The organism is Actinomycetospora straminea (assembly GCF_028737255.1).
Lineage (GTDB): Bacteria > Actinomycetota > Actinomycetes > Mycobacteriales > Pseudonocardiaceae > Actinomycetospora > Actinomycetospora straminea.
In genome coordinates this window covers 373,277-398,961 of sequence record NZ_JAQZAN010000001.1, presented here as the reverse complement: position 1 = coordinate 398,961, position 25,685 = coordinate 373,277, and the positions used below count along the sequence as shown (strand labels likewise).

Annotated in this window: 22 protein-coding genes; 16 read left to right on the top strand and 6 right to left on the bottom strand. The window is 76.1% G+C overall.

Annotated elements, in window-relative coordinates; genetic code table 11:
* Positions 1-46: 46 nt before the first annotated feature.
* Genes PH190_RS01875 through purH form a run of 4 tightly spaced genes read left to right on the top strand, consistent with a single transcriptional unit; the run spans position 47 to position 5,585 of the window.
* Positions 47-1,765: a DUF5336 domain-containing protein gene (locus PH190_RS01875; protein ID WP_274229809.1), complete on the top strand. Its 1,719-nt coding sequence runs from the start codon at positions 47-49 to the stop codon at positions 1,763-1,765.
* Between the two features lie 59 nt (positions 1,766-1,824).
* Positions 1,825-3,288: a cell division protein PerM gene (locus PH190_RS01870; protein ID WP_274229808.1), complete on the top strand. Its 1,464-nt coding sequence runs from the start codon at positions 1,825-1,827 to the stop codon at positions 3,286-3,288.
* 60 nt (positions 3,289-3,348) lie between these two features.
* Positions 3,349-3,966 carry a phosphoribosylglycinamide formyltransferase gene (gene purN / locus PH190_RS01865; RefSeq protein WP_274230043.1) on the top strand — a complete coding sequence of 206 codons (618 nt, stop codon included), beginning with the start codon at positions 3,349-3,351 and terminating at the stop codon, positions 3,964-3,966.
* Positions 3,963-5,585, top strand: coding sequence for a bifunctional phosphoribosylaminoimidazolecarboxamide formyltransferase/IMP cyclohydrolase (gene purH, locus PH190_RS01860; protein ID WP_274229807.1), 1,623 nt, complete (start codon positions 3,963-3,965; stop codon positions 5,583-5,585). Before purN ends, purH begins: the two co-directional genes overlap by 4 nt.
* Here purH and PH190_RS01855 read toward each other — a convergent pair.
* Both PH190_RS01855 and PH190_RS01850 read right to left on the bottom strand, forming a co-directional pair.
* Positions 5,582-6,484 carry an alpha/beta hydrolase fold domain-containing protein gene (locus PH190_RS01855; protein WP_274229806.1) on the bottom strand — a complete coding sequence of 301 codons (903 nt, stop codon included), beginning with the start codon at positions 6,482-6,484 and terminating at the stop codon, positions 5,582-5,584. The genes purH and PH190_RS01855 overlap by 4 nt on opposite strands.
* 11 nt (positions 6,485-6,495) lie before the next feature.
* Positions 6,496-7,896, bottom strand: coding sequence for an MFS transporter (locus PH190_RS01850; RefSeq protein ID WP_274229805.1), 1,401 nt, complete (start codon positions 7,894-7,896; stop codon positions 6,496-6,498).
* A 74-nt stretch (positions 7,897-7,970) separates the two neighbouring features.
* Here PH190_RS01850 and PH190_RS01845 point away from each other — a divergent pair, with 74 nt between their 5' ends.
* Positions 7,971-8,294 carry a chorismate mutase gene (locus PH190_RS01845; protein WP_274229804.1) on the top strand — a complete coding sequence of 108 codons (324 nt, stop codon included), beginning with the start codon at positions 7,971-7,973 and terminating at the stop codon, positions 8,292-8,294.
* Here the strand turns inward: PH190_RS01845 and PH190_RS01840 are convergent.
* The gene (locus PH190_RS01840) at positions 8,249-9,028 is read right to left on the bottom strand and encodes an NAD-dependent epimerase/dehydratase family protein (protein WP_274229803.1); all 780 of its coding nucleotides are present in this window, start codon (positions 9,026-9,028) and stop codon (positions 8,249-8,251) included. The genes PH190_RS01845 and PH190_RS01840 overlap by 46 nt on opposite strands.
* A gap of 122 nt (positions 9,029-9,150) precedes the next feature.
* Here PH190_RS01840 and PH190_RS01835 point away from each other — a divergent pair, with 122 nt between their 5' ends.
* From PH190_RS01835 to PH190_RS01790, 10 genes are all read left to right on the top strand, one after another.
* On the top strand, positions 9,151-10,980 hold the full coding sequence (locus tag PH190_RS01835) for an ABC transporter ATP-binding protein/permease (protein WP_274229802.1): 1,830 nt from the start codon (positions 9,151-9,153) through the stop codon (positions 10,978-10,980).
* A gap of 78 nt (positions 10,981-11,058) precedes the next feature.
* Complete coding sequence (locus PH190_RS01830) at positions 11,059-11,976, top strand: hypothetical protein (RefSeq protein WP_274229801.1); 918 nt, start codon at positions 11,059-11,061, stop codon at positions 11,974-11,976.
* Positions 11,973-13,703 carry a DNA polymerase Y family protein gene (locus tag PH190_RS01825; RefSeq protein WP_274229800.1) on the top strand — a complete coding sequence of 577 codons (1,731 nt, stop codon included), beginning with the start codon at positions 11,973-11,975 and terminating at the stop codon, positions 13,701-13,703. The genes PH190_RS01830 and PH190_RS01825 overlap by 4 nt, the downstream gene beginning before the upstream one ends.
* Positions 13,703-17,332: an error-prone DNA polymerase gene (locus tag PH190_RS01820; RefSeq protein WP_274229799.1), complete on the top strand. Its 3,630-nt coding sequence runs from the start codon at positions 13,703-13,705 to the stop codon at positions 17,330-17,332. The genes PH190_RS01825 and PH190_RS01820 overlap by 1 nt, the downstream gene beginning before the upstream one ends.
* Positions 17,333-17,395: 63 nt before the next feature.
* Entirely contained in the window at positions 17,396-17,926 is a 531-nt protein-coding gene (locus tag PH190_RS01815; RefSeq protein ID WP_274229798.1) for a hypothetical protein, read from the top strand.
* Positions 17,927-17,938: 12 nt separating this feature from the next.
* Entirely contained in the window at positions 17,939-19,072 is a 1,134-nt protein-coding gene (locus PH190_RS01810; RefSeq protein ID WP_274229797.1) for a DMT family transporter, read from the top strand.
* A gap of 4 nt (positions 19,073-19,076) precedes the next feature.
* Entirely contained in the window at positions 19,077-19,928 is an 852-nt protein-coding gene (locus PH190_RS01805; protein ID WP_274229796.1) for a bifunctional methylenetetrahydrofolate dehydrogenase/methenyltetrahydrofolate cyclohydrolase, read from the top strand.
* Between the two features lie 15 nt (positions 19,929-19,943).
* On the top strand, positions 19,944-20,480 hold the full coding sequence (locus tag PH190_RS01800) for a DUF3017 domain-containing protein (RefSeq protein WP_274229795.1): 537 nt from the start codon (positions 19,944-19,946) through the stop codon (positions 20,478-20,480).
* A 135-nt stretch (positions 20,481-20,615) separates the two neighbouring features.
* Positions 20,616-21,833, top strand: a complete 1,218-nt coding sequence (locus PH190_RS01795; protein WP_274229794.1) for an NADP-dependent isocitrate dehydrogenase — start codon at positions 20,616-20,618, stop codon at positions 21,831-21,833.
* 200 nt (positions 21,834-22,033) lie between these two features.
* On the top strand, positions 22,034-23,350 hold the full coding sequence (locus PH190_RS01790; protein WP_274229793.1) for an AI-2E family transporter: 1,317 nt from the start codon (positions 22,034-22,036) through the stop codon (positions 23,348-23,350).
* Positions 23,351-23,553: 203 nt separating this feature from the next.
* Here the strand turns inward: PH190_RS01790 and PH190_RS01785 are convergent, their stop codons facing one another.
* Positions 23,554-23,982 (bottom strand): DoxX family protein, encoded by a 429-nt coding sequence (locus PH190_RS01785; RefSeq protein ID WP_274229792.1) that lies wholly within the window; start codon positions 23,980-23,982, stop codon positions 23,554-23,556.
* A gap of 70 nt (positions 23,983-24,052) precedes the next feature.
* Complete coding sequence (locus PH190_RS01780) at positions 24,053-24,535, bottom strand: GNAT family N-acetyltransferase (protein WP_274229791.1); 483 nt, start codon at positions 24,533-24,535, stop codon at positions 24,053-24,055.
* Between the two features lie 48 nt (positions 24,536-24,583).
* On the opposite strand from PH190_RS01780, the gene PH190_RS01775 reads away from it, so the two are divergent.
* A complete protein-coding gene (locus PH190_RS01775; RefSeq protein ID WP_274229790.1) occupies positions 24,584-25,123 on the top strand; it encodes a TetR family transcriptional regulator in 540 nt (179 codons plus the stop codon).
* Between the two features lie 165 nt (positions 25,124-25,288).
* On the opposite strand, the gene PH190_RS30585 is transcribed toward PH190_RS01775, so the two are convergent.
* Entirely contained in the window at positions 25,289-25,675 is a 387-nt protein-coding gene (locus PH190_RS30585; RefSeq protein WP_337993781.1) for an MFS transporter, read from the bottom strand.
* Positions 25,676-25,685: the final 10 nt, after the last annotated feature.

The window sequence follows — 25,685 nt, the reverse complement described above, 5'->3', positions numbered from 1 at the left end:
CCGTCACCGCGCCACCGTCGACGTCGTCGTCCCGGGAGGACACCTCATGAGCTCACCGACGCAGGGCCCGCCCCCGGGCGGCCCGTCCGGCCAGCGGCCGGGCCAGACCGGCCCCGGCGGCTGGGGCGCCGGCGGCGGCTCGCCCTACGGGGGGTCCTCCTGGGCCGGCGCCGGCCAGCAGCAGCCCCACGGCGCGCCCGGTCAGGGCGGGTACGGGGGCTACGGCGGCCAGGCGCCCGGCCAGGGCCAGACGCCCGGTCAGGCGCCGGGGCAGGCGCCCGGCCAGGGCTACGGCCAGGGTGCCGGGCAGGGCTACGGCCCGGGTCAGCAGGGTCCCGGTCAGCAGGCCCCGGGTCAGCAGGCCCCGGGTCAGCAGGCGCCGGGTCAGCACGCGCCCGCGCAGCAGGCGGGCTGGGGTCAGGGCGGGCCGAGCACCGGTGGCTTCCCCTCCGCCGCGACGACGGTGACGCCCGCGCCGGACCTCGGCGGCGGGACCGGCGGCGGGACCGGCGGCGACGCCGGCACCGGGCCGACGGCCCGGGGCGGCGCCACCCGCGGGGCCTCCGGCGCCGAGCGGGGCGTCGCGCTCGCCGCGGGTGCGCTCGCGCTGCTGGCCTACATCCTCGGGTTCTTCGGCTCCGCCGAGGCGTCGGGCGTGGCGTCCGACCTCAGCGCGGCCTTCGGATCGCTGTTCTACATGCCGCTGGTGGTCGCCGGCGGCCTGCTCACCGCGGCCTCGCTGCTGCCGCGTGGCCCGCAGACGCTGGTGCCGGGCGCGGTCGTCGGCGTGACCGGGGCGCTGGCGATGCTCCCGCTCCTCGCGTACGCCGACTCCCTGCTCGTCGTGCAGGTGGTCCTCGCGGTGCTCGCCGCGATCGCATCGGTCGTGGCGGTGCTGTTCGGCGCGGGCGTCATCAGCGCGCCGGCGGGGCGGCCCGCGTCGTCGGGCTTCGGCGCGCCGGCCGGTCAGGGCACGGGGCCGCAGGCCGGCGTGGGCGCGGGAACGCCGCCGCCGACCATGGCCGGTCCCTGGGGTGGCCCGGGCGGGCCGCCGTCGGGCGGCATGTCCTCGCCCGGCGCGCACCAGCAGCCGGGCTACGGCGCCCCGGGCGCGGCCACCGGCCCCGGCTCCGGGCAGTTCGCCGCCCCGCGGGGTCAGGGTCTCGGGGGTCAGCAGGGCCAGCAGGGTCCGGGTGGCCCGCAGGCTCCGGGCCAGCAGGGTCCGGGCGGGCAGCAGGCCGGTCCGCCGTCCGGCCCGTTCGGCGCCGGCTACGGGTCCTCGGCGGCCACGACGCAGGTCGTGCCGGGCGCCACGGCCGCCGGCCAGGGCGGTGAGGGCGGCACCGGCAGCTCCCGCTCCGACCGTTCCGACCGCGACGACGCCGTGACCACCACGACCGAGGGCGCGCCGTCGTCGACGTCCGGCGCGGGCGGCCCGTCGTTCGGCAGCTACGGCTCCGGCGAGGGCACGTCCACTGCGGACACCGGGCCGAGCACCCCGCCGCAGGGGTCCCCGGCGAGCGCACCGGGCGGGACGGGCGGGTCGTCCACGCCCGGCTACGGCATCCCCTCCACCGGCTGGGGCGCCCCGTCGAGCGGCGCCTCGTCGAGCTCGTCGAGCCCGTCGAACGGCCCGGTCGTCCCCGCACCCGGGTCCGAGCACCGTGGCGCCCACCAGTCCGGCGAGGACCCCGGCCGCCCGCGCGAGGCCGCCGAGGGCCCGTCGGCCGACGACCGTCGCGGCGAGTGGGGCTCCCCGCGCTGACCGGACGGCGCGCGGCGTGGGAGCGCCGGCCGGGACCCGTCGGCTGACATGGTCGGGTCGTGACCGTGCGGACAAGCCCCTCGCCGCGGCGCGGTGGCCGGGGCGGCGGTCGGCGTGAGGCCGCCGGTTCCGACGGGACGGAGGCGACGACGGGCGCCCCCGCCTGGGTCCCGGTCCTCGCGCGGGTGGCGCTCCTGCCCCCGCTGACCTGCTACGGCATCGCCGTGGTGGTGGCCGGCGTCGTCGCGGCGCTCGCATCGGGCACCACCCCGGGCGGCGAGCCCGGCCTGGGCCAGGCGCTGGCCGTCGGGATCCCGTTGTGGCTGGTCGCGCACCTGGTCCCGCTGCAGGTCACCGGCGTCCCGCTGGGCGTGCTGCCCCTGGCGCCCGCGGCGCTGCTCGCGGTCCTGGTGGCCACCGTCGCGCGGGGCGCGGTGGTGCGCCTCGAGGGCGACGGGCGGCCCGCCGGCCTGCTGCACGGGGTCGGGGTGCCGGTGGTCGCGACGGCCGCGGCGGCGCACGCGGTCATCGGCGTGCTGGCCGCCGCGCTGCTCACGCCGGAGACGGTGGTCGACGCCTCGCCCGGCCTCGCCGGCGTCGTGTGCGGGGTGCTGGCCGGGCTCGCGGCCGTCGCGGGCGTGGCGCGTCCGTGCGGGCTGCTCGCGCTGCCGCGCCGCCTGCCGCGGTGGGCGCGCCACGGCCTGCGTGGCGGGCTCGTCGCGACCGCGGGGCTGCTCACCGCCGGCGCCGGTCTCCTGCTCGCGGCTCTGCTCGCGGACGCGGCCGCGGTGGCGGACGTGGTCGCCGACGTCGCGCCGGAGGCGGGCAGCGGCGCCGGGCTGACGCTGCTCACGCTCGCCTACCTGCCGAACGCGGTCGTCGGGGCGGCGTCGTGGCTGATCGGGCCCGGGGTGTCGATCGGGGCCGCCTCGGCGACGCCGACCGCGATCAGCTCGGGCCTGCTCCCGCCGATCCCGCTGGCCGCCGTCCTCCCGCAGAGCCCGCCGCCGACCTGGGCCGGGCTCGCGTTCGCCGTCCCGCTCGCCGTCGGGAGCCTCGTCGGCTGGCGTCTCGCGCCGACGGCCCCGGACGCGGCGACGCGGGTGCGCGAGGTCGTCGTCGCGGCCGTCTCCGCGGCCCTGCTGCTCGGGCTGGCCGCGGCCGTGTCCGGCGGGCGGCTCGGGGCGGGCCCGTTCGACCCGGTCACCGTGCCCGCCGGCCCCGTCGCGCTGGCGGTGCTGGCCTGGGTGCTGGTGCCTGGTCTGGTCGTCGCCCTGCTCGCGGTGCCGATCGGGACGGCCTCGGACGACGCGGACGACGCGGACGAGTCGGACAACTCGGTCACCCGGCGGCGGTCGCGATCGCGGCGCCCGGCGGCCCCGGCGCGGACCGCGGAGCGGACCCCGGAGCAGGAGCCCGATCCGGCGCCCGCGGAGGAGGCCGGGTCGGCGGCCGAGCCCGAGGGCTCCGAGGGCCCCGAGGGCTCCGAGGGCGTTGCTGCTGGTGGTGACGGTCGCAGCTAACCTGGGCGGGACATCCACATCCGCCCGGGAGCAGCGCTGACCACCACCGAGCCGCACCGGCTGATCCTGCCCGTGCCCGCCCGCGTCGTCGTCCTCGCCTCCGGGTCGGGGAGCCTGCTGCAGGCCCTGCTCGACGCGTGCGAGAGCGCGGACTACCCGGCGCGGGTCGTCGCGGTCGTCTCCGACCGGGCCGGCGTCGGCGCCCTGGACCGCGCGACGGCCGCGGGGGTCGACATCGCCGTGGTCCGGCCCGCCGAGTACGGCGACCGCGTCGTCTGGGACGCCGCGCTGGCCGACGCCGTCGCGGCCGCCGAGCCCGACCTCGTCGTGTCCGCGGGTTTCGCCCGGCTGCTCGGCGAGACGTTCCTGGCCCGCTTCGGCGGCCGCACCATCAACACGCACCCGGCCCTGCTGCCGGCCTTCCCCGGCGCCCACCCCGTGCGCGACACCGTCGACTACGGGGTGAAGGTCACCGGCGCGACCGTGCACCTGGTCGACGCCGGCGTCGACACGGGGCCGGTCCTGGCCCAGGAGGCCGTCGGGGTCGAGCCGGACGACACCGAGGACACGCTGCACGAGCGCATCAAGGTGGTCGAGCGCCGGATGCTCGTCGAGACCGTGGCCGCGCTCGCCCGCCACGGCGCCACCGTCACCGGACGAGGAGTGAACATTCCGTGACCGCCACCGAGGCCCACCCCACCACCGGCGTCGAAGGGCGGCGTCCCGTCCGTCGCGCGCTGGTCAGCGTGTTCGACAAGGCGGGCCTGCTCGATCTGGCCACCGGGCTGCACGCGGCGGGCGTCGAGGTGGTCTCCACCGGGTCGACGGCCGGCCGCATCCAGGACGCGGGCGTGCCGGTGACGCGCGTGGAGGAGGTCACCGGGTTCCCGGAGTGCCTCGACGGGCGGGTCAAGACGCTGCACCCGCGCGTGCACGCGGGCCTGCTCGCCGACATGCGGCTGCCCACCCACACCGAGGCGCTCGAGTCGCTGGACATCGCGCCGTTCGACCTGCTCGTGGTCAACCTCTACCCGTTCACCCAGACCGTCGCGTCCGGCGCCTCGCCCGACGACTGCGTCGAGCAGATCGACATCGGCGGCCCGGCGATGATCCGCGCGGCCGCGAAGAACCACGAGTCCGTCGCCGTCGTCACCGACCCGACGCGCTACGCGTGGGTGCTCGAGCAGGTCGCGGCAGGCGGGGTGACGCTGGCCGACCGGCGCGGCCTCGCCGCCGAGGCGTTCCGGCACACCGCGTCCTACGACGTCGCGGTGGCGTCGTGGATGGGCAACGTGCTGACGTCCGACCCGGATCCGTCGGTGCCGGGCTCGCCGTTCCCGGGCTGGGTCGGCACCACGGCCCGGCGCCGCGCGGTGCTGCGCTACGGCGAGAACCCGCACCAGGCCGCCGCACTCTACGGCGACCCGGAGGTGGCCTCGGGCGTCGCGGGCGCGACGCAGCTGCACGGCAAGGAGATGTCGTACAACAACTACGTCGACACCGACGCCGCGTGGCGGGCCGCGCACGACCACGACGGGGTCTGCGTCGCGATCATCAAGCACGCCAACCCCTGCGGGATCGCGGTGGCGACCGGTGACGACGACGGTGACGACGACGTGGCCGCCGCGCACCGCAAGGCCCACGCCTGCGACCCCACCAGCGCGTTCGGGGGTGTCATCGCCGCGAACACCGAGGTCAGCGTGGCCATGGCCGAGACCGTCTCGGAGATCTTCACCGAGGTGATCGTCGCCCCGTCCTACGCCGACGGCGCGCTCGACGTGCTGACCCGCAAGAAGAACATCCGCGTGCTGACCGCGACCTGGGCGCCGTCGCCGGTCGAGCAGCGCCCGATCTCCGGGGGCCTGCTGCTCCAGCAGCGCGACGCCGTCGACGCGCCCGGCGACGACCCGGCGACCTGGACGCTGGCGTGCGGCGAGGCGGCCTCCGAGGCCGTCCTCGCGGACCTCGCGTTCGCCTGGCGGGCCTGCCGCGCGGTCAAGTCGAACGCGATCCTGCTGGCCCACGACGGCGCCACCGTCGGCGTCGGCATGGGCCAGGTCAACCGCGTCGACGCCGCCCGGCTCGCGGTGACCCGCGCCGGCGACCGCGTGCGCGGTGCCGTGGCCGCCTCGGACGCGTTCTTCCCCTTCCCGGACGGCTTCGAGGTCCTCGCCGAGGCGGGCGTCGCGGCTGTCGTCCAGCCCGGCGGGTCGGTGCGCGACGAGCAGGTGATCGAGGCGGCGCAGCGGGCCGGCGTCACCATGTACCTCACCGGCACCCGGCACTTCGCGCACTAGGACGCAAGCAGCTCCCGCAGCCAGGTCCCGGCGCGCGCCAGCGCTGCGGCCGCCTCCGGGTAGATCCCGACGCCGAGCTGGAAGAAGTGCTGCATCTCCGACCAGACGTCCAGCGTCACCGGGACGTCGGCGAGCGCTGCCGCGCGGGTCACGGCCAGCGCGTCGTCGAGCAGCACCTCGTGGCTGCCGACCTGCACGAGCAGCGGCGGCCACGCGCCGGCGACCTCCGCGGGCGGCGCGAGAGCGGGCGAGGCGGCCGGGTCGGCGGGGTCGTGGCCGTCGAGGTACTGGCCGGCCATCCGCCGCAGGCTCTCGCGGCTGCACTCGAGGTCCACGTCGCTGCGCTGGTCGAACGCGGCGGACCGGCAGGTGAGGTCGGCCCACGGCGACATCAGGTATGCCGCGCCGGGGCGCGGGAGCCCGGCGCGGGCGGCGGCCAGGAGCGTCTCGAGGACGAGCCCGCCCCCGGACGACTCACCGGCGAGGACGAGGCGATCGGCCGCGACGCCCTGCGCCTCGAGCAGCCACCGGGCGGCGCGGACCGCGGCGTCCACGTCCTGCGGGTACGGGTGCTCGGGCGCGAGCGGGTAGTCGAGCAGCAGGACGCGAGCGTCGAGGGCGCGGGCGAGGTGGCCGGCGAACTTGTGCCGCGCCGCGGGCGAGGTGATGACGTGCCCGCCGCCGAAGAGGTAGAGCACCGTGGCGGTGTGGGTCGGGCCCGTAGCCCAGACCCCCGTGACGCCGTCCTCGGCGACGGTCTCGTAGGTGATTCCCTCGGGGGCGGCGCTGAGGTCCTCGGCGTGCTCGCCGGCGGCCCGCTGCTGGTCGAGCGGCATCTCGGCCATCCGCGGCGCCTGCCGCAGCATCGCGGCGAAGCGCTCGGCCTCCACACTGGCCACGGTCGTCCTCCTCAGGCGGGTACGGGATCGGTGCTCTCGGCGGCCCGCCGGCGCGGCCACTGGCTGACGAGCGTCGCCACGCCGGCGACGAGCAGGAGCGCCGCGATCGCGACGAGGGTGAGGGCCACGCCGGCGCTCGTCGGGGGGCGCGGTCCCACGGCCTCGATGACCGCCGTGACCGCGACGATGCCGATGCCGCCGACGCAGATCAACGAGGTGAGCACGACGCCGGTGGCCTCGGCCGAGCGCTGCGGGGGCAGGACGTTCTGCACCGCCAGCGGGCCGAGCCCGTAGCCCATGCCGGTGGTCAGCCCGCACAGGCCGAGCGCCACGACGTAGAGCGGCAGGGGTTCGGCGAGGGCGAGCAGCACGAGCGCCGGCGCGCCCGCGATCACCGACACCGCCATGACGAGGCCGGGCGGGACCTTCGTCGTCAGCCACCCGGACAGCGGACCGGTCACGGCGAGGCCGACCGACGAGACCACGAACGCCAGCCCGGCTGCGGCCGCGGGCAGGCCCCGCAGCGTCTGCAGGTCGATGGTCGCGGCGACGACGTAGCCCACGGTGCCGACGTTGGCCAGGGTCCCGGTTAGGCAGAGCAGCACGAACACGCGGTTGCGCACGAGCGAGGGCCGGACGAGCGGGGCGGGGGCGTGGCGCTCGCGGACCGCGAACGCGACGAGGAGCAGCACGCCGCCGAGCAGCGGTCCCCACGTCGCCGGGTTCGTCCAGCCCTGCACGCCGACGTCGTCGATGGCCACGCTGACCGCCACGAGGCCGCCGACGACGGTGACGACGCCCCACCAGTCGAGGGTGCGCAGGTCGCGCCCGGCCTCCTCGTCGCGCGACGTGCGCATCCGGCGCCCGCCCCAGAGCGCCACCAGCGCCACGGGCACGTTGACGAGGAACACCCAGCGCCAGCCGACCGTCGAGGACAGGACGCCGCCGACGACCGGCCCGAGGGCGGTGCCGACACCGGAGATGCCGAGCAGCACGCCGGTGACCCCCGGTCGCTCCCGCTCGGTCGTCGCGTTGGTGACCAGTGCGAAGCTCGACGGCATGATCAGGGCCGCGCCGAGGCCCTGCGCCACCCGCGCGCCGATCAGCACCGGCACCGAGCTCGTCAGGCCGCACACCAGCGAGGTCAGCCCGAACAGCGCGATCCCGGCGAGCACGACCTCCCGGCGCCCGAGCATCTCGCCGAGCCGTCCCGCCGGGATGAGCAGGGCGCCGAGGGCGATCATGTAGCCGCTGAGCAGCCACTGCAGGTTCGTCACCGTCGTGCCGAGGTCGACGGCGATGGTCGGCAGGGCCAGGCCGAGCGAGAAGAAGTCGAGCTGGATGCAGAACAGGCCCGCGGCGACGGGGAGGAACGGCGCTGCGGCACGCAACGTAGCCGTCGACAGGGCCATGAGGAGTACCGTAGGGCTCTTCGCGCGCAACGTCATCCGTTTGTCATCACTCTGCGTCGAGAAGGTGGGGAACCGTGACCACGGCGGAGGAGCTCGCGGCGCTGCGCGCCGAGCTCGACGGCATCGACGAGGCCCTCTACGGCCTCGTCCGCGACCGGATGCGCTGCATCGAGCGGGTCGGGGCGGTGAAGGCGCGGGCCGGGATGCCCGTGTTCCAGCCCGGCCGCGCCGACGAGGTGGAGCGGCGGGCCGCGGAGCACGCGCGGGCGCACGGCCTCGACGAGACCTTCCTCGTCCGACTGGCCGATCTGCTGATGGAGGAGGCGATCCGGGTCGAGGAGGAGATCGTGGCTCAGGCCGGGGCGTCGGCGGGGCCGCAGAACTCCCCGCCGACGTAGACGTCGGTGGCGGCGACGCGGTCGCCGACCTCGGTCGCGAACACCTCGGCGTCGTCCTGCGGGCGGTACCCGAGCTCGTGCGCCCCCGACAGCGCCCACCGCCGGCGGGTGTTGGCCGAGACGCCCCACACGACGCGGAAACCGGGGGAGCGGCAGGTCAGCGCGGCCTCGACGAGCCGGCCGCAGTCGTCGGGGGAGAGCCAGGTCGCGAGCCCGCGGGCGTCGGTCGGGGCCTCGCGGCACGTCCCGATCCGCAGGCAGACGACGTCGAGGCCGTGACGGTCGTGGTACAGGCTGCCGAGCGCCTCCCCGGCCACCTTCCCGACGCCGTAGAAGGTGTCCGGCCGGGGCAGGAGGTCGTCGGGGACGGGGTCGACGGTGGGGTGGAAACCGGCGGCGTGGTTGCTGCTCGCGAACACCACCCGCGGCACCGCGGCCCGGCGCGCGGCCTCGAACACGACGTAGGTGCCGTGGATGTTGGTCGCGAGGACGTCCTCCCACGCCTCTTCGCCCGCGTAGCCGCCGAGGTGGACGACGGCGTCGGTCTCCCGGCAGGCGTCGACCAGCGCGTCGAGGTCGGTGACCGACGCGGTGACGACCTCCTCGCCGTCGCCCGGGTCCGCGGGTTCCCGCACGTCGAGCAGGCGCAGGACGCGGCCGGGACGGGCGAGGCGGGTGCGCAGGTAGCCGCCGATCCGCCCGGCGGCGCCGGTGACGAGGACGCGCTCGGTCATGGGGTGGACCCTGCCGGTCCGCCCGGGCATCGGCGACCGGGGGCGACCGTCCGGACCGGTCCCGACACCGCCGCGGACCGTCGCTACGCTGCGCCGATCTTCCGGCAGGCGAGGGGGCGCGGGTGGGCGACATCGACTGGGGCCAGGAATGGCTCGCGTCCCTGATCTGGATCGCCGCGGTCTTCGTCGCGACCGTCGTGGTGGTCGTGCTCGTGGCCGTGCTCCTCGCGCGGACGACCACGTGGGGCCGGCAGGTCCGGCGCCTCGTGGGTCCGTGGCTGCGGCCCGGCGGCGACCAGGGGTGGCGGCCCCTGCTGATGGTCCTCGCGCTCCTGGCGCTGGTCGTCGTCGCGGTCCGGCTCAACGTCCTGCTGTCCTACAACAGCAACGCGCTCTACACCGCGCTGCAGGACCTCGACGCCGGCGGGTTCTGGGCCGCCGTGGGCGTCTTCGCGATCCTCGCGACGATCTACGTGGCGGAGGTCCTGGTGGCCTACTACCTGGGCCAGGCCTTCGTGATCCGGCTGCGGGAGTGGCTCAACGAGCGGCTGCTGGGCGACTGGCTGGGCGGGCGGGCCTACCACCGGTCACGGTTCACCCCGCACCAGGTCGACAACCCCGACCAGCGCATCCAGGAGGACATCACCTCCTTCGCGGACACGTCCGTGGACCTCTCCGTGGGGCCCTCGGGCGCGGTCAACGCCGTGCTCTCGGTCGCGTCGTTCACCTTCGTGCTCTGGGAGCTCTCGGGCCCGTTGTCGATCGCCGGCGTGGAGATCCCGCGCGCGATGACGTTCCTCGCGTTCCTCTACGTGATCGTCGCGACGGTCATCGCGTTCCGCATCGGCAAGCCGCTGATCCGGCTGAACTTCCTCAACGAGGGGCTCGGCGCGAACTACCGGTACGGCCTCGTGCGGGTGCGCGACAACGCCGAGAACATCGCCTTCCTGCGCGGCGAGGCGCCGGAGAAGCGCACGCTCGACGCCCGGTTCGCCGCCGTCATCGCCAACTACTGGCGGATCGTGCGACGGAACCTGCGGTTCCAGGGCTTCAACCTGGTGGTCACCCAGATCTCCGTGGTCTTCCCGATCATCATCCAGGCGCCGCGCTTCTTCGCCCAGGCCATCACCCTCGGCGACGTCCAGCAGACGGCGAGCGCCTTCGGCCAGGTCCACGACGGGCTGTCGTTCTTCCGCAACGCCTACGACCAGTTCGCGGCCTACCGCGCGGTGCTCGACCGCCTGACCGGCCTCCTCGACGCCGACGAGGAGGCCCGCGAGCTCCCCGAGGTCGGGGTGGCCCAGCGGGCCGAGGGGGTCGCCGTCCGTGACCTCACCGTGCGCCGGCCCGACGGCGCGGTCCTGGTGGAGGACCTGGAGCTGGACCTCGGCCCGGGGGACCGGCTCCTCGTCACCGGACGGTCCGGGTACGGCAAGACGACGCTGCTGCGCAGCCTGGCCGACCTCTGGCCGTTCGCCGACGGCGAGGTCGCCCGGCCGACCGGGCCCCACGCCGTGTTCCTCGGCCAGCAGCCCTACGTGCCCCTCGGCGACCTGAGGACCGGCGTGACCTACCCTGAGCCGCCCGAGGAGGTCGGCGACGACCGGATCGCCGACGTGCTGCGCGCGGTGTCCCTGGGGCAGCTGGCCGAGCGGCTCGACGAGGAACGCGTGTGGTGGCGGGAGCTCTCGCCCGGCGAGCAGCAGCGCCTCGGGTTCGGCCGGCTGCTGCTCGCCCGCCCGGACGTCGTCTTCCTCGACGAGGCCACGGCGGCGCTCGACGAGGGGCTCGAGCACGAGCTCTACACGCTGTTGCGCCGGGAGCTGCCGGAGCTGATCGTGGTCAGCGTCGGCCACCGCAGCAGCCTCGAGGCGTTCCACGACACCCGCCTCGAGCTGCAGGGCGACGGCCGGTGGGAGCTCGGCCCGCTGCGGACGGCCACGCCGGGCTGAGACGGCGGACCCGACCGCCGGGGTGACCCTCGCCCGGGGACTCGGCGACTGTCGGGGGTGTGGGCTAGCGTTTCCTCGTTGTTCGAACACGTGTTCGAGGAGGCGCTCATGGGCGGTGCGTCGTCGTTGTTCGACGGGCAGGCCCCGTCGCGGCGGTGGTCCGACCTCGGGGTGGTGCGGGCCTCGGAGCTGCGGGGGCGGCGATCCGCGCGTCGCGGGGCGCCGGTGGAGGAGCGCCCGGAGCCGGGCCCGGGGCCGGTCGCGCCCCCGGAGCCGGTCGCGAGTCCGGAGCCGGTGCCGGCCGACCGCGAGGGCAGCGCGGTGCTGCCGGTGAGCGCGCCGCTGGCCGGGCTGCTGCCCCACGGCGGGCTGCGGCGCGGGTCGGCGGTCGCGGTGTGCGGGTCGACGTCGCTGCTGCTCGCGCTGCTGGCCGAGGCATCGCGGGCCGGGTCGTGGTGCGCGGTGGTCGGGCTGCCGGACCTGGGGGTCCAGGCGGCCGCGGAGGCGGGGCTCGACCTGGCGCGCACGGCGCTGGTGCCCCGGCCCGGTCCGCGGCCGGCGGCGGTGGTGGCGGCGCTGGTCGACGGGGTGGACGTGGTCGTGCTCGACACCACGCTGCCCGGCGTGCGGTGGCCCGCGGGCGAGCGGCAGCGGCTCGGCGCCCGGGTCCGCCAGCGGGGCGCGGTGCTGGTGCCGGTCGGCGCGGCGGGCGCGTGGCCGGGCGCCGAGGTCGAGCTGCGCGCCGAGGGCAGCGCCTGGGCCGGGCTCGGGGGCGACGGCACGGGACGGCTGCGCTCGCGGCGGGTCCGCGTCCGCTGCGCCGCGCGGGGCCGCCCCGGCGATCAGGAGGAGCCGCTGCTGCTGCCCGGGCCGGCCGGGACGTGCCTGCCGGACGGCGAGCTGCCGATCGGGGCGCCGCTCACCGGCCCACCGCGCCGGGCCGGGCAGACCGGCGAGCCCCTCCCGGCGCCCGCCCGCATCGGGGTGGCGGGGTGAGCGCGCCGGCGCGGGTGCTCGCGCTGTGGTGTCCCGACTGGCCGGTGGTGGCGGGTGCCGCCGACGCGGGGCTGCCGCCCGCCCGGCCCGCGGCGGTCCTCGCGGCGCACCGGGTGGTGGCCTGCTCGGCGACGGCGCGCGCCCAGGGCGTCCGCCGGGGGCTGCGCCGGCGCGAGGCCCAGGCCCGCTGCCCGGACCTCGCGGTGCTCGCCCGCGATCCCGAGCGCGACGCCCGCTGCTTCGAGCCGGTCGCGGCGGCGGTCGAGGAGCTGGCGCCCGGGGTCGAGGTGGTCCGCCCGGGGCTGGTCGCGCTCTCGGCGCGCGGGCCGGCGCGGTACTTCGGCGGCGAGGAGGTCGTGGCCGAGCGCCTGGTCGACCACGTGGCGGGGCGCACCCGCGTCGAGTGCCAGGTCGGGGTCGCGGACGGGCTGTTCGCGGCGGGGCTCGCCGCGCGCCGGTCGCTGCTCGTGCCGCCGGGGGAGAGCCCGGGGTTCCTGGCGCCGCTGCCGGTCACCGAGCTCGCGCTCGAACCGGGGGTCGAGCCCGACACCGCCGGCGCCGACGACGACGCGAGCGCCGCCCGCGCGGAGCTCATCGGCCTGCTGCGCCGGCTGGGGCTGCGCACGCTCGGGGCCTTCGCCGACCTGTCGGCCACCGACGTGGCCTCGCGCTTCGACGCGGCCGCGGTGCGGGCCCACCGGCTGGCCCGCGGGCTCGACGAGCGCCCGCCCTCGCGGCGGCGCATCCCCGACGAGCTCACCGTGGAGCTCCCGCTCGACCCCCCCGTCGACCGGGTCGACGCCGCCGCCTTCGCCGCCCGCTCATTGGCCGAGCGGCTGCACGAGGCGCTGGGGCGGGCCGGGCTCGCGTGCACGCGTCTCGGGGTGCAGGCGCGCACCACCGAGGGCGAGGAGCTGGCCCGGGTGTGGCGCTGCGCCGAGCCGCTGACCCCGCACGGCACCGCCGACCGCGTGCGCTGGCAGCTCGAGGGCTGGCTGTCGCGGCGTGGGCAGGGCGGTCCGGGGCCGGGCAGCCGTGACGGCGGGCTCGTCGTGCTGCGCCTGGTGCCCGAGGAGGTCGTCGAGGCCGGGCGCCTGCAGCTCGGGCTCTGGGGCGAGGTCGGGGTCGCCGACGAGCGGGCCGGGCGCGCGCTCGTGCGGGTCCAGGGCCTGCTCGGTCCCGAGGAGGTGCTCACCGGGGTCGCCGGGGGCGGGCGCGGGCCGGGGGAGCGGATCCGGCTGGTGCCCTGGGGCGACGAGCGCACCCCGGCGATCGACCCGGAGGCGCCCTGGCCCGGCGCGCTCCCCGCGCCCTCGCCGGCCCGGGTCCCGCCCGAGCCGCTGCCGGCGCGGGTGCTCGACGCCGAGGGGGTGCCGGTGCGCCGCGCCTCCCGTGGCCGGCTCACCGCGCCGCCGGCCCACGTCGCGCTCGGCACCGACCCGGCCGCCCCCACCGCGCCGGTCCGCGCCTGGGGCGGCCCGTGGCCCGACCCCGGACGCTGGTGGGACCCCCGTGCCGTGGCCGAGGTCGGGGCCGAGGGCAGCGTGCGCATCCAGGTGGTCTGCAGCACCGACGCCGACGAGCTCGCCGCCGGCCGCGACCCCGAGCCCGACCCGGCGGCCGACCTGGCGCCCGACCCGGTCGCCTCCGGCGCCGACGCGGTCGGCCGGGCCCTGCTGCTGGTCCACCGCGACGGCCGCTGGGCGGTGGAAGGGATCTACGACTGATGGGGTGGAGCAACCCGCCGGTCGACTGGTCGGAGATGGAGCGCCTCCTGTCCGGGCGCCCGTCCGACAACCCGAGCATGCAGGGGCGGGGCAACGGCTCGCGCGATGCGATCCAGGGCCGGGGCGGCCGGTCGGATCAGGCGGATCAGCAGGGTCGGGGGAGCCACCGGGACGGGCCGCACGCGGGGCACGTCGGCCCCTGGCCGCCGGAGTGGGAGGTCCCCGACGGCTTCGTCCGCGACCCGCTCGCGTTCGACGACAGCGAGCGGGTCGACGGCCCGGGGCGCATCCGCCCGCCGCGCGACGAGCAGTTCCCCGGCGACGGTGGCGACAGCCCGGCCTGGTCGCGGCACCGCACGCCCTACCGTCCGCCGCCGGGGTCGCGGGCCGGGGACGCGGGCCTGACCGTCCCCTACGCCGAGCTGCACGTGCACTCCAACTTCAGCTTCCTCGACGGCGCGTCGCACCCCGAGGAGCTGGTCGAGGAGGCCGCGCGGCTGGGGCTCGAGGCGATCGCGCTCACCGACCACGACGGCATGTACGGCGTGGTCCGCTTCGCCGAGGCCGCCCAGGAGCTGGGGGTCCCGACGGTCTACGGCGCGGAGCTCTCGCTGGGCCTGACCGCCCCGCAGAACGGCGTACCCGACCCCGAGGGCGACCACCTGCTGGTCCTCGCCCGCGACCCCGACGGCTACCGGGCGATCTCGCGGGCGATCACCGAGGGGCAGATGCACACCCACGGCGAGAAGGGCCGCCCGGTGTACGACCCGGAGCGGGTCGCGTCGACGCTCGGGGGCCACGTCCAGGTGCTGACGGGCTGCCGCAAGGGGTCGGTGCGCCGGGCCCTGGCCGCCGAGGGGGCCGACGGCGCGGCGCGCGAGATCGACCGGCTGGTCGCGCTGTTCGGGGCCGAGAACGTCGCGGTCGAGCTCACCGACCAGGGCCTGCCGGACGACACCGAGCGCAACGCGGCGCTCGCCGAGCTCGCCGGGCGCGCCGACCGGGGGCGGGGCCTGCGCACCGTGGCCACCACCGGCGCCCACTACGCGACGCCGGACCGCGCGCGGCTCGCCGCCGCGCTCGGCGCGGTGCGGGCGCGCCGCAGCCTCGACGACGCCGAGGGCTGGCTGCCGCCGGGCCCGGCGCACCTGCGGTCCGGGGCGGAGATGGCGCAGCGGTTCGCCCGCCACCCCCAGGCCGTCGCCCACGCCGCGCGGCTGGGTCGCGAGTGCGCGTTCGGCCTCGAGCTGCTGGCGCCCGAGCTGCCGCCGTTCGCGGTGCCCGAGGGCGAGACGGAGGCGAGCTGGCTGCGCCGGCTGACGTGGATGGGGGCGGCGGTGCGCTACGGCGACCGGCTGCGCTCCCCCCGGGCGTTCGAGGTGATCGACCACGAGCTCGACGTCATCGAGCGCCAGGGCTTCCCCGGCTACTTCCTCATCGTCGCCGACATCGTGCAGTTCTGCGTCGACCACGACATCTACTGCCAGGGCCGGGGGTCGGCAGCCAACTCGGCGGTCTGCTTCGCGCTGGGCATCACCCACGTCGACGCGGTCGCGATGAACCTGCTGTTCGAGCGCTTCCTGTCCCCGGAGCGCGACGGCTACCCCGACATCGACCTCGACATCGAGTCCGACCGCCGCGAGGAGGCCATCCAGTACGTCTACGCGCGCTACGGGCGCGACCGGGCCGCGCAGGTCGCCAACGTCATCACCTACCGGCCGCGCTCGGCGGTGCGCGACGCGGCCCGGGCGCTGGGGTTCGCGCAGGGCCAGCAGGACGCGTGGAGCAAGCAGATCGACCGGTGGGGACCAGGTGCCGAGCTGGCGGGGCAGGTGCCCGAGATGCCGCCGGCGGTGGCGTCGCTCGCCGAGCAGATCGCGGGCTTCCCGCGCCACCTCGGCATCCACTCCGGCGGCATGGTCATCTGCGACCGGCCGGTCGACCAGGTGGTGCCCGTCGAGTGGGGGCGGATGCCGGGGCGCAGCGTCATCCAGTGGGACAAGGACGACGCGGCGGCGGTGGGCCTGGTCAAGATCGACCTGCTGGGGCTCGGGATGCTCTCGGTGCTTCACTACGCCGCCGACCTCGTCGCCGAGCACCACGGGGTGCGGGTGAAGCTGCACGACCTGCAGGCCACCGATCCGGCGGTGTTCGCCATGCTCGCCGAGGGCGACTCGGTGGGCGTGTTCCAGGTCGAGTCCCGGGCGCAGATGGCGACGCTGCCGCGGCTGCGGCCCCGCGAGTTCTACGACCTGGTCGTCGAGGTCGCGCTCATCCGCCCCGGGCCGATCCAGGGCGGGTCGGTGCACCCCTACATCCGGCGCCGCAACGGGCTGGAGCGTGTCGTCTACGACCACCCGCTCTGCGAGCCCGCGCTGGAGAAGACCCTCGGGGTGCCGCTGTTCCAGGAGCAGCTCATGCAGCTCGCGGTCGACGTCGCCGGCTTCTCCGCCGCCGAGGCCGACGAGCTGCGCCGGGCGCTGTCGGCCAAGCGCTCCAGCGAGCGGATCGAGCGGATGCGCGCGCGGTTCTACGAGGGCATGGCGGCCAACGGGATCACCGGCGACCTCGCGGACACGATCTTCTCCAAGACCAAGGCGTTCGCGAACTTCGGCTTCCCGGAGAGCCACTCGATCAGCTTCGCGTCGCTGGTCTACGTCAGCGCCTGGTACAAGCTCTACTACCCGGCCGCCTTCTGCGCGGCGCTGCTGCGCGCCCAGCCGATGGGCTTCTACTCACCGCAGTCGCTCACCGCCGACGCCCGCCGGCACGGGGTGGTGGTGCTCGGCCCGGACGTCCTCGTCGCCGCCGACACCCCCGGCCTCGAGCCGCACCCCGACAGCGCCGGCGGGGTCGCCGTGCGCCTCGGGCTGGCCGGGGTGCGCGGGCTCGGCGACGAGGTGGCCGCCCGGATCGTGGCCCGCCGGGACGGGACCGAGGGCGGCACCGAGAGCGGCACCGGGAGCGGTACCGAGCACGGTCCCTACCGCGACGTCGCCGACCTCGCCCGGCGCGCGGAGCTCACCACCGCCCACGTCGAGGCCCTCGCGACGGCCGGGGCCCTGGGGTGCTTCGGGCTCGACCGCCGTGAGGCGCTCTGGGCGGCCGGGGCGGCGGCGGCCGGGGTCGGGGTGGTGCGCGACGGCGTGCGCCACGACCGCCTGCCCGACACCGCCGTCGGGCTCGAGGCGCCCGCGCTGCCGGGCATGAGCGCGGTCGAGCTCACCGTCGCCGACGTGTGGGCCACCGGGCTGACCCCCGACAGCCACCCGGTGACCCACCTGCGCGCCGCGCTCGAGGAGCGCGGGGCGCTGTCGGTGGCCGCGGTCGCCCGCGTGCCCGAGGGGGAGCGCATCGAGGTCGGCGGGGTGGTGACCCACCGCCAGCGCCCCGCCACCGCGGGCGGCACGACGTTCCTCAACCTCGAGGACGAGACGGGCATGCTCAACGTCGTCTGCTCGGAGGGCCTGTGGGCGCGCCACCGGGTGGTGGCCCGCACCAGCGCCGCGCTCGTGATCCGCGGGCGTGTCGAGCGGGCCCACGACGCCCCGAGCGTGGTCAACCTCGTCGCCGACCGCGTCGAGCGCCTCGACCTGCGCGTCCCCTCGAGCTCGCGGGACTTCCGGTGACCCGCGACATCGCGCACCGCGCCCGGCCGCGTCGTGAACCGATCCAGGGCACGATGGGCGTCCATGGGTCGACGGAGGAGCGCGCCGGTGCTGCGGGAGATCGCCCGGGGCGTGGTCGGGGGCGCCGTGGGCACCGGGGCGATGGCCCTCGCGGCCGACCTCCGCCGGCGTCGCTACGCCCACCACCGTGGCATCGACACGTCCGAGATCGATGTCATCCTCGACTACGACGACAGCGAGCACGTCGTCATCGCGGCGTCGACGCTGCTGCGCCACGTCATCGGCTGGGCGCCGCGCACGGCGGAGGGCCGGCACGCGCTGTTCTGGGTCGTGCACTGGGGCTACGGCTCGGTGGTCGGCACGGCCCACGTCGGCCTCCAGCACCTCCTGGGTCGCGAACCGGCCCCGGGGTTCGCGTTCTTCGCCGGCAGCCAGGTGATGGCCCTCGGCCTGTTCCCGGTGCTCGGCGACACCCCGCCGCCGTGGCGCTGGGAGCGTCGCCTGCTGGTGACGAGCTTCGTCCAGCACGGCATCTACGCCGGCGCGGTCGCCGCGGCGAACACGGCGACGGCGCGGTTGATCACCAGGCGCTAGGTTCCCCGGACCGTGGTCGCTCCTCGCACCGCCCTCGGGCTCGTCGGCGCCGTCGTCACCGGCGGGTTCACCGTCGCCCAGGCGCGGGTCAACGCCGAGCTCGGCGTGGCCCTCGGTGACGGGGTGCTCGCCGCGATCGTGTCGTTCGGTCTCGGCCTGGTCCTGCTGCTCGTGCTCCTGGCGCTGCTGCCCGCGGGGCGGCGCGGGCTCCGGCGGGTCCGGGTCGCCCGGCGCCGCGGGACGCTGCGGCCCTGGCAGCTGCTCGGCGGGCTGGGCGGGGCGCTGCTGGTCGCCGGGCAGGGCCTCACCGCGCACGTGCTCGGCACCGCGCTGTTCACCATCGCCGTCGTCGCCGGTCAGGCCAGCGGCGGCCTCGTCGTCGACCGCGCCGGGCTCGGGCCGGCGGGGCCGCGGCGCACGACGCCGCCGCGGGTGCTCGGCGCGGTCCTCATGCTCGGGGCGGTCGTGCTGTCGGTGGCGCCGTCGGTGAGCACCGAGGCGCCGGTGGTCCTGGCGCTGCTCCCGCTCGCCGCCGGGGTCGCCGCCGCCACCCAGCAGGCGCTCAACGGCCGGGTCGCCGCCGCGGCCGGTGGGGCGAGCGGGCCCGGGGCGAGCGGGGCCGGGGCGACTGGGACCGCCGACGCCGAGCGCGCCGGGGACGAGCCGACCGAGCCGACCGAGCCCACCGGGGACGATGCGTCGCCGGACGGGCGCGACTCCGTCGTCGCATCCGTGCTGCCCGCGGCCACGATCAACTTCGTCGTCGGGCTCGCCGCGCTGCTGGTCGCCGGGCTCGTCGCGGTGCTGGTGACCGGCCCGCCGAACCCGTTCCCGAGCGCCTGGTACCTCTATCTCGGGGGACCGTTCGGCGCGATCTTCATCGGGCTGGGCGCGTGGGTCGTCGGGCAGGTCGGGGTCCTGCTGCTCTCGCTCGGCGCGGTCGCGGGGCAGATCGTGGGCTCGCTGGCGATCGACCTGGCGATCCCGTCGTCGGCGGGCACCCCGGGCGTGACCACGGTCCTCGGCGCGGCGCTCACGCTGGTCGCGGCGGGGGTGGCGTCGGCTCCCTGGCCGCTGCCTCGGCGACGGTCCGGGCCGCGGGGGCGGTCGGCTCCGCGGGACACGGGGTCCGACCTGCCATCATGAGGGCGTGACCGCGACCAAGCTGGACGGGAAGGCCACCCTCGCCGCGATCCTCGAGGACCTGCGCGGGCGGGTGGAGAAGCTCGCGGCCGCCGGCCGTACGCCCGGTCTCGGCACCGTCCTGGTCGGCGACGACCCGGGGTCGCAGTCCTACGTCAAGGCCAAGCACAGCGACTGCGCGAAGGTCGGCATCGACTCGATCCGCCGCGACCTGCCCGCCGACGCCACCCAGGCCGACGTCGAGCGCGCGATCGACGAGCTCAACGCCGACCCGGCGTGCACCGGTTACATCGTCCAGCTCCCGCTGCCCAAGGGCCTGGACTCGGGTGCGGTGCTCGAGCGCATCGACCCCGACAAGGACGCCGACGGGCTGCACCCCACCAACCTCGGTCGCCTCGTGCTCCAGGAGCCGGGCCCGCTGCCCTGCACCCCGCGGGGCGTGGTCGAGCTGCTGCGCCGCTACGACGTGCCGCTGAACGGCGCAAAGGTGACCGTCCTGGGCCGCGGCGTGACGGTCGGGCGCCCGCTGGGGCTGCTGCTGACGCTGCGCTCGGTCAACGCCACCGTGACCCTGTGCCACACCGGCACCAAGGACGTCGCCGCGGAGCTGCGGGCCGCCGACGTGATCGTCGCGGCGGCCGGGGTGCCCGGGCTCGTCACCGCGGACATGGTCAAGCCGGGCGCGGCGGTGCTCGACGTGGGCATCACGCGCGGCGAGAACGGGCTGGTGGGCGACGTCGCCCCCGAGGTCGCCGAGGTCGCCTCGTTCCTCGCGCCGGTCCCCGGCGGCGTCGGCCCGATGACGCGCGGGATGCTGCTCACCAACGTCGTCGAGCGCGCGGAGCGGATGAGCGGGTGAGGGGATGAGCACCGGATGACCTCCGTGACCCCCCGCCCGGGCCCGCCGCCGCGGACGCCCGCGCCGCAGCAGGGGCCGCCGCAGCAGGGACCGCAGCAGGCGCCGCCACAGCAGGCGCCGCCACAGCAGGCGCCGCCACAGCAGGCGCCGCCGGCGCCGCGCCCGGTCACGTCGGCCCCGGCGCCCGTCCCCCTGCCCCCGCCCGACGAGAGCCCCACCGAGATGCTCCCGGCGGGCCGGCACGCGCGGCCGCGCCGCACCCGCGCCGAGACCCTGCGCAAGGTCCGCGGACACCTGGCGTTCCTCGCGGTGATGGTCGTCGTGGCCGTCGCGTTCGGCCGGATCGGCCTGCAGCACTGGCGCGAGGGGACCACCGAGCTGGGCCTCGCCCTGCTCCTCGCCGGGGTGCTGCGCGCGAGCCTCACCCGCACCGCCGCCGGCCTGCTCGCCGTCCGCAGCCGGCGCGTCGACATCGTCACGTACGTGCTGTTCGGGCTGGTCATGATCGCCGTCTCCCTGACCATCACCGGGGGACCGCTCGCCTACCGGTGACCTGCCGATGAGGTGCCGGTGACACCGCCCACCTGGGTATTCCTCACCCGTCGTGGTCGCCGGACGCGTTGATAGCGTGCGGTCAGGTCAGCCGGGCGCCGGTGGTCGGCGCCCCAGGAGGAGGTCTCCCGAGTCGTGGCGAAGATCAAGGTAGAGGGCACCGTCGTCGAGCTCGACGGTGACGAGATGACCCGGATCATCTGGCAGTTCATCAAGGACAAGTTGATCCACCCGTACCTCGACATCGACCTCGAGTACTACGACCTGGGCATCGAGCACCGCGACGAGACCGACGACCAGGTCACCGTCGACGCGGCCAACGCGATCAAGAAGCACGGCGTCGGCGTCAAGTGCGCGACGATCACGCCGGACGAGGCGCGGGTCGAGGAGTTCGGCCTCAAGCGCATGTACCGCTCGCCCAACGGCACGATCCGCAACATCCTCGGCGGCGTCATCTTCCGCGAGCCGATCGTCTGCCAGAACATCCCGCGCTACGTCCCGCACTGGACGAAGCCGATCGTCGTCGGCCGTCACGCGCACGGCGACCAGTACCTGGCCCAGGACTTCAAGGTCCCCGGCCCCGGCACGGTCACCATCAGCTACACGCCCGACGGCGAGGGCGAGCCGATGGAGTTCCAGGTCGCGAAGTTCCCGGAGGACGGGGGCGTCGCGCTGGGCATGTACAACTACAAGGACTCGATCGTCGACTTCGCCCGCGCGTCGCTGCGCTACGGCCTGGACCGCAACTACCCGGTCTACATGTCGACCAAGAACACCATCCTCAAGGCGTACGACGGCATGTTCCGCGACACCTTCGAGGAGATCTTCGAGTCGGAGTTCAAGGCCGACTTCGAGAAGGCCGGCCTGACCTACGAACACCGCCTCATCGACGACATGGTCGCCGCCGCCCTCAAGTGGGAGGGCGGGTACGTCTGGGCCTGCAAGAACTACGACGGCGACGTGCAGTCCGACATCGTCGCGCAGGGCTTCGGCTCGCTGGGTCTGATGACCTCGGTGCTCATGACCCCCGACGGCACCGTCGAGGCCGAGGCGGCGCACGGCACCGTGACCCGCCACTTCCGCCAGCACCAGCAGGGCAAGGAGACCTCGACCAACCCGGTCGCGTCGATCTTCGCCTGGAGCCGCGGGCTGTCCCAGCGGGGCAAGCTCGACGGCAACGACGCCCTCGTCGACTTCGCGCAGAAGATCGAGGACGTCTGCGTGAACACGATCGAGAGCGGCAAGATGACCAAGGACCTGGCGCTGCTCGTCGGCAAGGACGCCGACTACCTCAACACCCAGGACTTCCTCGACGCCATCGACGAGGGCCTGCAGAAGGCCGTCGCCTCCTAGCACCCGCACGCTCCTCGGGCCCCTCCCCGCACGTCGGGGCGGGGCCCGACGTGTCTCGCGACCGCGCTCCGTGAGCGGACCGGCCACCCACGGGTAGCGCGAGGGACGGCTGGGCATCCCGTCGCCGTCCACGACACCTGCGCCGTCGCGCGGCGTGACCGCACCCCCGGAGGACCTCGATCGCTGAGAGACTCACGTCCATGGAGGAGGCACCCGCGTCCCGGGACATCGAGCGTGGGCACCAGCCCACGCGCGGTCACGTCATCGGGGAGGGCCTCGCCTGGACCGCGCGGTGGAGCCTGCGGTTCCTGCTGGTCGCGGCCGCCCTGACGCTGCTCGGGCTGATGGCGATCTGGCTCTGGTCGATCGTCTTCCCGGTGTTCCTCGGGCTCGTGATCGCGACGGTGCTCGAGCCGCCGGTGACGTTCCTGCGCCGCCGCCGGGTGCCGGCCGCCCTGGCCACCGCGCTGGTGCTCGTGCTCGGGCTCGGCGTCCTCGGCGGGATCGTCGCGCTGATCGCCCCGGCCGTCGCGGGGCAGGCACCGGCGATCGTCCAGGGCGCGTCGCAGGGCATCCAGCAGATCCAGAACTGGCTGCAGGGCCCGCCGTTCAACCTGGGCGCGAGCCAGATCGGCGGCTACGTGCAGATGGCGACCGAGCGTCTGCAGCAGAGCGCGGGCCAGATCGCCACCGGCGTCCTCACCGGCGTCACCACCGTCGCCAACGGCGTCATCAACGCCGTGCTCGCCGTCGTGCTCGCGTTCCTGTTCGTCAAGGACGGCCCGAAGTTCCTGCCGTGGCTGCAGCGCGTGGCCGGGCCGACGTCGGGCGGGCACCTCGCCGAGGTCGGTCGCCGCAGCTGGCGCAGCCTCGGCGGGTTCATCCGCAGCCAGGCGATCATCGGTCTCGTCGACGCCGTGTTCATCGGCGTCGGCCTGGTCATCTTCGGTGTCCCGCTGGCGCTGCCGCTCGCCGTGCTGACGTTCTTCGGCGCGTTCATCCCGATCGTCGGCGCGCTCGTGGCCGGCGCGCTGTCGGTGCTCATCGCGCTGGTCGTGCAGGGTCCCGGCACCGCCATCGGGGTGCTGATCCTCATCCTCGCCGTGCAGCAGATCGAGGGGAACCTGCTCCAGCCGCTCGTGCAGGGCCGGGGCCTGGGGCTCAACGCGGCGCTGGTGATCCTCGCCGTGACCGCGGGCTCGAGCCTCGCCGGCATCGCCGGGGCGTTCCTCGCGGTGCCCGTCGCCGCAGTGATCGCGGAGATCCTGCGCTACATCGGCCAGCAGATCGACGTCCAGACCGGGGCGCGAGCCGAGGCGTCGGGCGAGGTCGACGACGAGGACACGCTGGAGCACCACGAGGAGCCGACCGGCGTCCGGCCGGTCGAGGAGGTGCTCGGGGACCAGCCGGACCCGCCCGTCGACGGCCCCGCCCACAGCCAGGCCGACCCCGGCGTGCCGTCGCGGGACGGCGCACCGGAGAGCCGGGGCGGGTCGGGGTCGTCGCTGCGGTCCTGACCCACGTCGTGGTCAGGCGCCTGGTGCCGCGCCGGACACCCCCACGGCGACGAGCACGACGACGACGGTCAGCTGGCCGTCGACCCTGCGACGAGCGATGCGGCATCGCCGGCACTCATCGCCAGGATCGCCACATCCTCGCGAGGACGACACGCCGCGGCGCCCGCCCCGCGAGCGAGGTCGGGCGCCGAGGACCGGCGGGGTCACCGTGCGAACAGGACCGCGCGCGGGTTCCGGAGCAGGGCGACGGTCTCGTGGCGGCGCACCCAGGCGACGACCGCGACGAGCACGAGCACGACCGCCGGGACGAGGATCATCGCGCCGCCGACCGTGATCGCGGTGATGATCACGGCGCCGGTCATCAGCGCGACGCACCCGGTGGCCGCGAGGCCGGCGAGCCGGGGGACGAGCAGCCCGATGGCCGCGGCGAGCTCGACGACGCCGAGGGCGACCGTGCCGGCCGCGCCGATCCCCATCATCGCGAAGCCGGCGACGACGGTCGGCTCGAGCGAGATCTTGCCGGCCGCGGAGAAGAGGTAGACGGCGGCCAGCAGGACCTGCAGCACACCGAGGGCCCAGCGGGCGGCGCGGGGGCGCGTGGTGGGGGCGGCGGTGACGGTCGCGGTGCTCATGGTGGACTCCTCCAGCTGTTCAACCCGTTGGTTTGATATGAAAACAGGACTGAAGAGTCCGGTCAAGGGGTCAGGCGAGTTCGAGTTCGTACGACTGGCCCCGCACCTCGGTCCCGAACTCCGTGTGGCTCTCCTCGCCGGTCAGGGCGAACCCGGCCTCGAGGTAGAGGTGCCGCGCGGCCGCGAGGGGCTCGTTGGTCCACAGCACGAGCCGGGCGGCGCCGCTGTCGCGGGCGAACTCGACGCACCGCGTCACGAGTCGGCGCCCGACGCCGTGCCCGCGCGCGGCGGGGTCGACGAGCAACAGTCGCAGGCGCGCCGTCCGCTCGTCGTCGCGGACGCACAGCACGCTGCCGATGCGCACGCCGTCGAGCTCGGCGATCCACCCGGCGTCGCGACCCGGCACGGCGGCGGTGGCGAACCGGGCGACGATCGGTGCCGTCACCGCGTCGATCGCCCACCCGTACTCGGCGGCGTAGAGCTCGCCGTGGGCCATGAGCACCCAGCCCAGGTCCCCGGGCCGGCCCAGCTCCCGGATCGTCACCTCGCCCATCACGACCTCCTCACTGAAACGACTGTTTCAGTGAAGCACACTGCGGGGGTGACCGGGAACGGGTCGGCGCGGCAGCAGGAGCTGCTCGAGGCCGCGTACGCGTGGGTGCTCGAGCACGGCTGGGCCGGGATGAGCCTGCGCCCTCTGGCCGAGGCGATCGGGTCGAGTCCCCGCGTGCTGCTGTTCCTCTTCGGCAGCAAGGACGGGCTGGTCCGTGCCCTGCTCGCGCGCTCGCGCACCGACCAGCTCGCCGTCGTCGACGCCGTCGGCGAGGGCGGGGAGCTCGCGGAGGTCGGGGCGCGGGTGTGGGCGTGGCTCGCCGCACCGGAGCACCGCGCGCTGCTGCGGCTCTGGCTCGAGGCCTACACGCACTCCGTGACCGACGCCGGCGACGGCCCGTGGGCGGGTTTCGCCGCGCGGACCGTCGCCGACTGGGACGCCCTGCTCGCCGCGCACCAGGCCGTCGACGACCCCGCCCAGCGCGTGCTGCTGCTCGCCGTGCTCCGCGGGGCCCTGCTCGACCTCCTCGCCACCGGCGACGCCGAGCGCCTCGACGCCGCCGTCGCCGCCCACCTCGCAACGCTCTGAGCTCCTCCTCCGCGCCGGTGTTCCAGCCTGGCGTCCACGCTGGCGCTCAACGTCAGGAAATCCCCCACGATCAGCGCGGTGCCGGGCACGCGCGGGGCAGTGGCAGGCCCCCGCGGCGCGAGGCGCCCCACCACCCTGCTCGGACGGAACGGACGCGGACGGACCTCAGGCCGCGAGCCCGACCAGCGCGGCCAGCACCGTCGCGAGCCCGAGCACGAGGAAGGCCGCCGGGAAGCCACCTACCGCCGTCGCGACGGCCACCCCGCCGGCCGGGGCCAGCGCGACCGCGAGCGTCACGGGCGCGGAGAAGACGCCGTTGACCCGGCCGAACGCGCGGGTGCCCCACCGGTCGGCGACGGTCGAGGCCTGCAGCAGCGTGTGCAGCCCGCGCCCCGCGCCGGCGACCACCGCGAGCGCGACGAGCAGCACCCTCGGCCCGGGCACCAGCGCCAGCGCCAGCACCCCGGCACTGCCCAGCAGCAGGACGCCGGCGACGCGCGTGCGCGCCGTCGAGTGCCGGACCAGCGGGACGAACGCCAGCCGGCCCGCCACCTGGCCGACG

Bases quoted from the DNA above. Each gene is read 5' to 3' on its own strand.
- PH190_RS01875 (WP_274229809.1), top strand. From the start codon at position 47: ATGAGCTCACCGACGCAGGGCCCGCCCCCGGGCGGCCCGTCCGGCCAG.
- PH190_RS01850 (WP_274229805.1), bottom strand. From the start codon at position 7,896: ATGGCCCTGTCGACGGCTACGTTGCGTGCCGCAGCGCCGTTCCTCCCC.
- PH190_RS01840 (WP_274229803.1), bottom strand. From the start codon at position 9,028: ATGACCGAGCGCGTCCTCGTCACCGGCGCCGCCGGGCGGATCGGCGGC.
- PH190_RS01820 (WP_274229799.1), top strand. From the start codon at position 13,703: ATGGGGTGGAGCAACCCGCCGGTCGACTGGTCGGAGATGGAGCGCCTC.
- PH190_RS01815 (WP_274229798.1), top strand. From the start codon at position 17,396: ATGGGTCGACGGAGGAGCGCGCCGGTGCTGCGGGAGATCGCCCGGGGC.
- PH190_RS01800 (WP_274229795.1), top strand. From the start codon at position 19,944: ATGACCTCCGTGACCCCCCGCCCGGGCCCGCCGCCGCGGACGCCCGCG.
- PH190_RS01790 (WP_274229793.1), top strand. From the start codon at position 22,034: ATGGAGGAGGCACCCGCGTCCCGGGACATCGAGCGTGGGCACCAGCCC.
- PH190_RS01785 (WP_274229792.1), bottom strand. From the start codon at position 23,982: ATGAGCACCGCGACCGTCACCGCCGCCCCCACCACGCGCCCCCGCGCC.
- PH190_RS01780 (WP_274229791.1), bottom strand. From the start codon at position 24,535: ATGGGCGAGGTGACGATCCGGGAGCTGGGCCGGCCCGGGGACCTGGGC.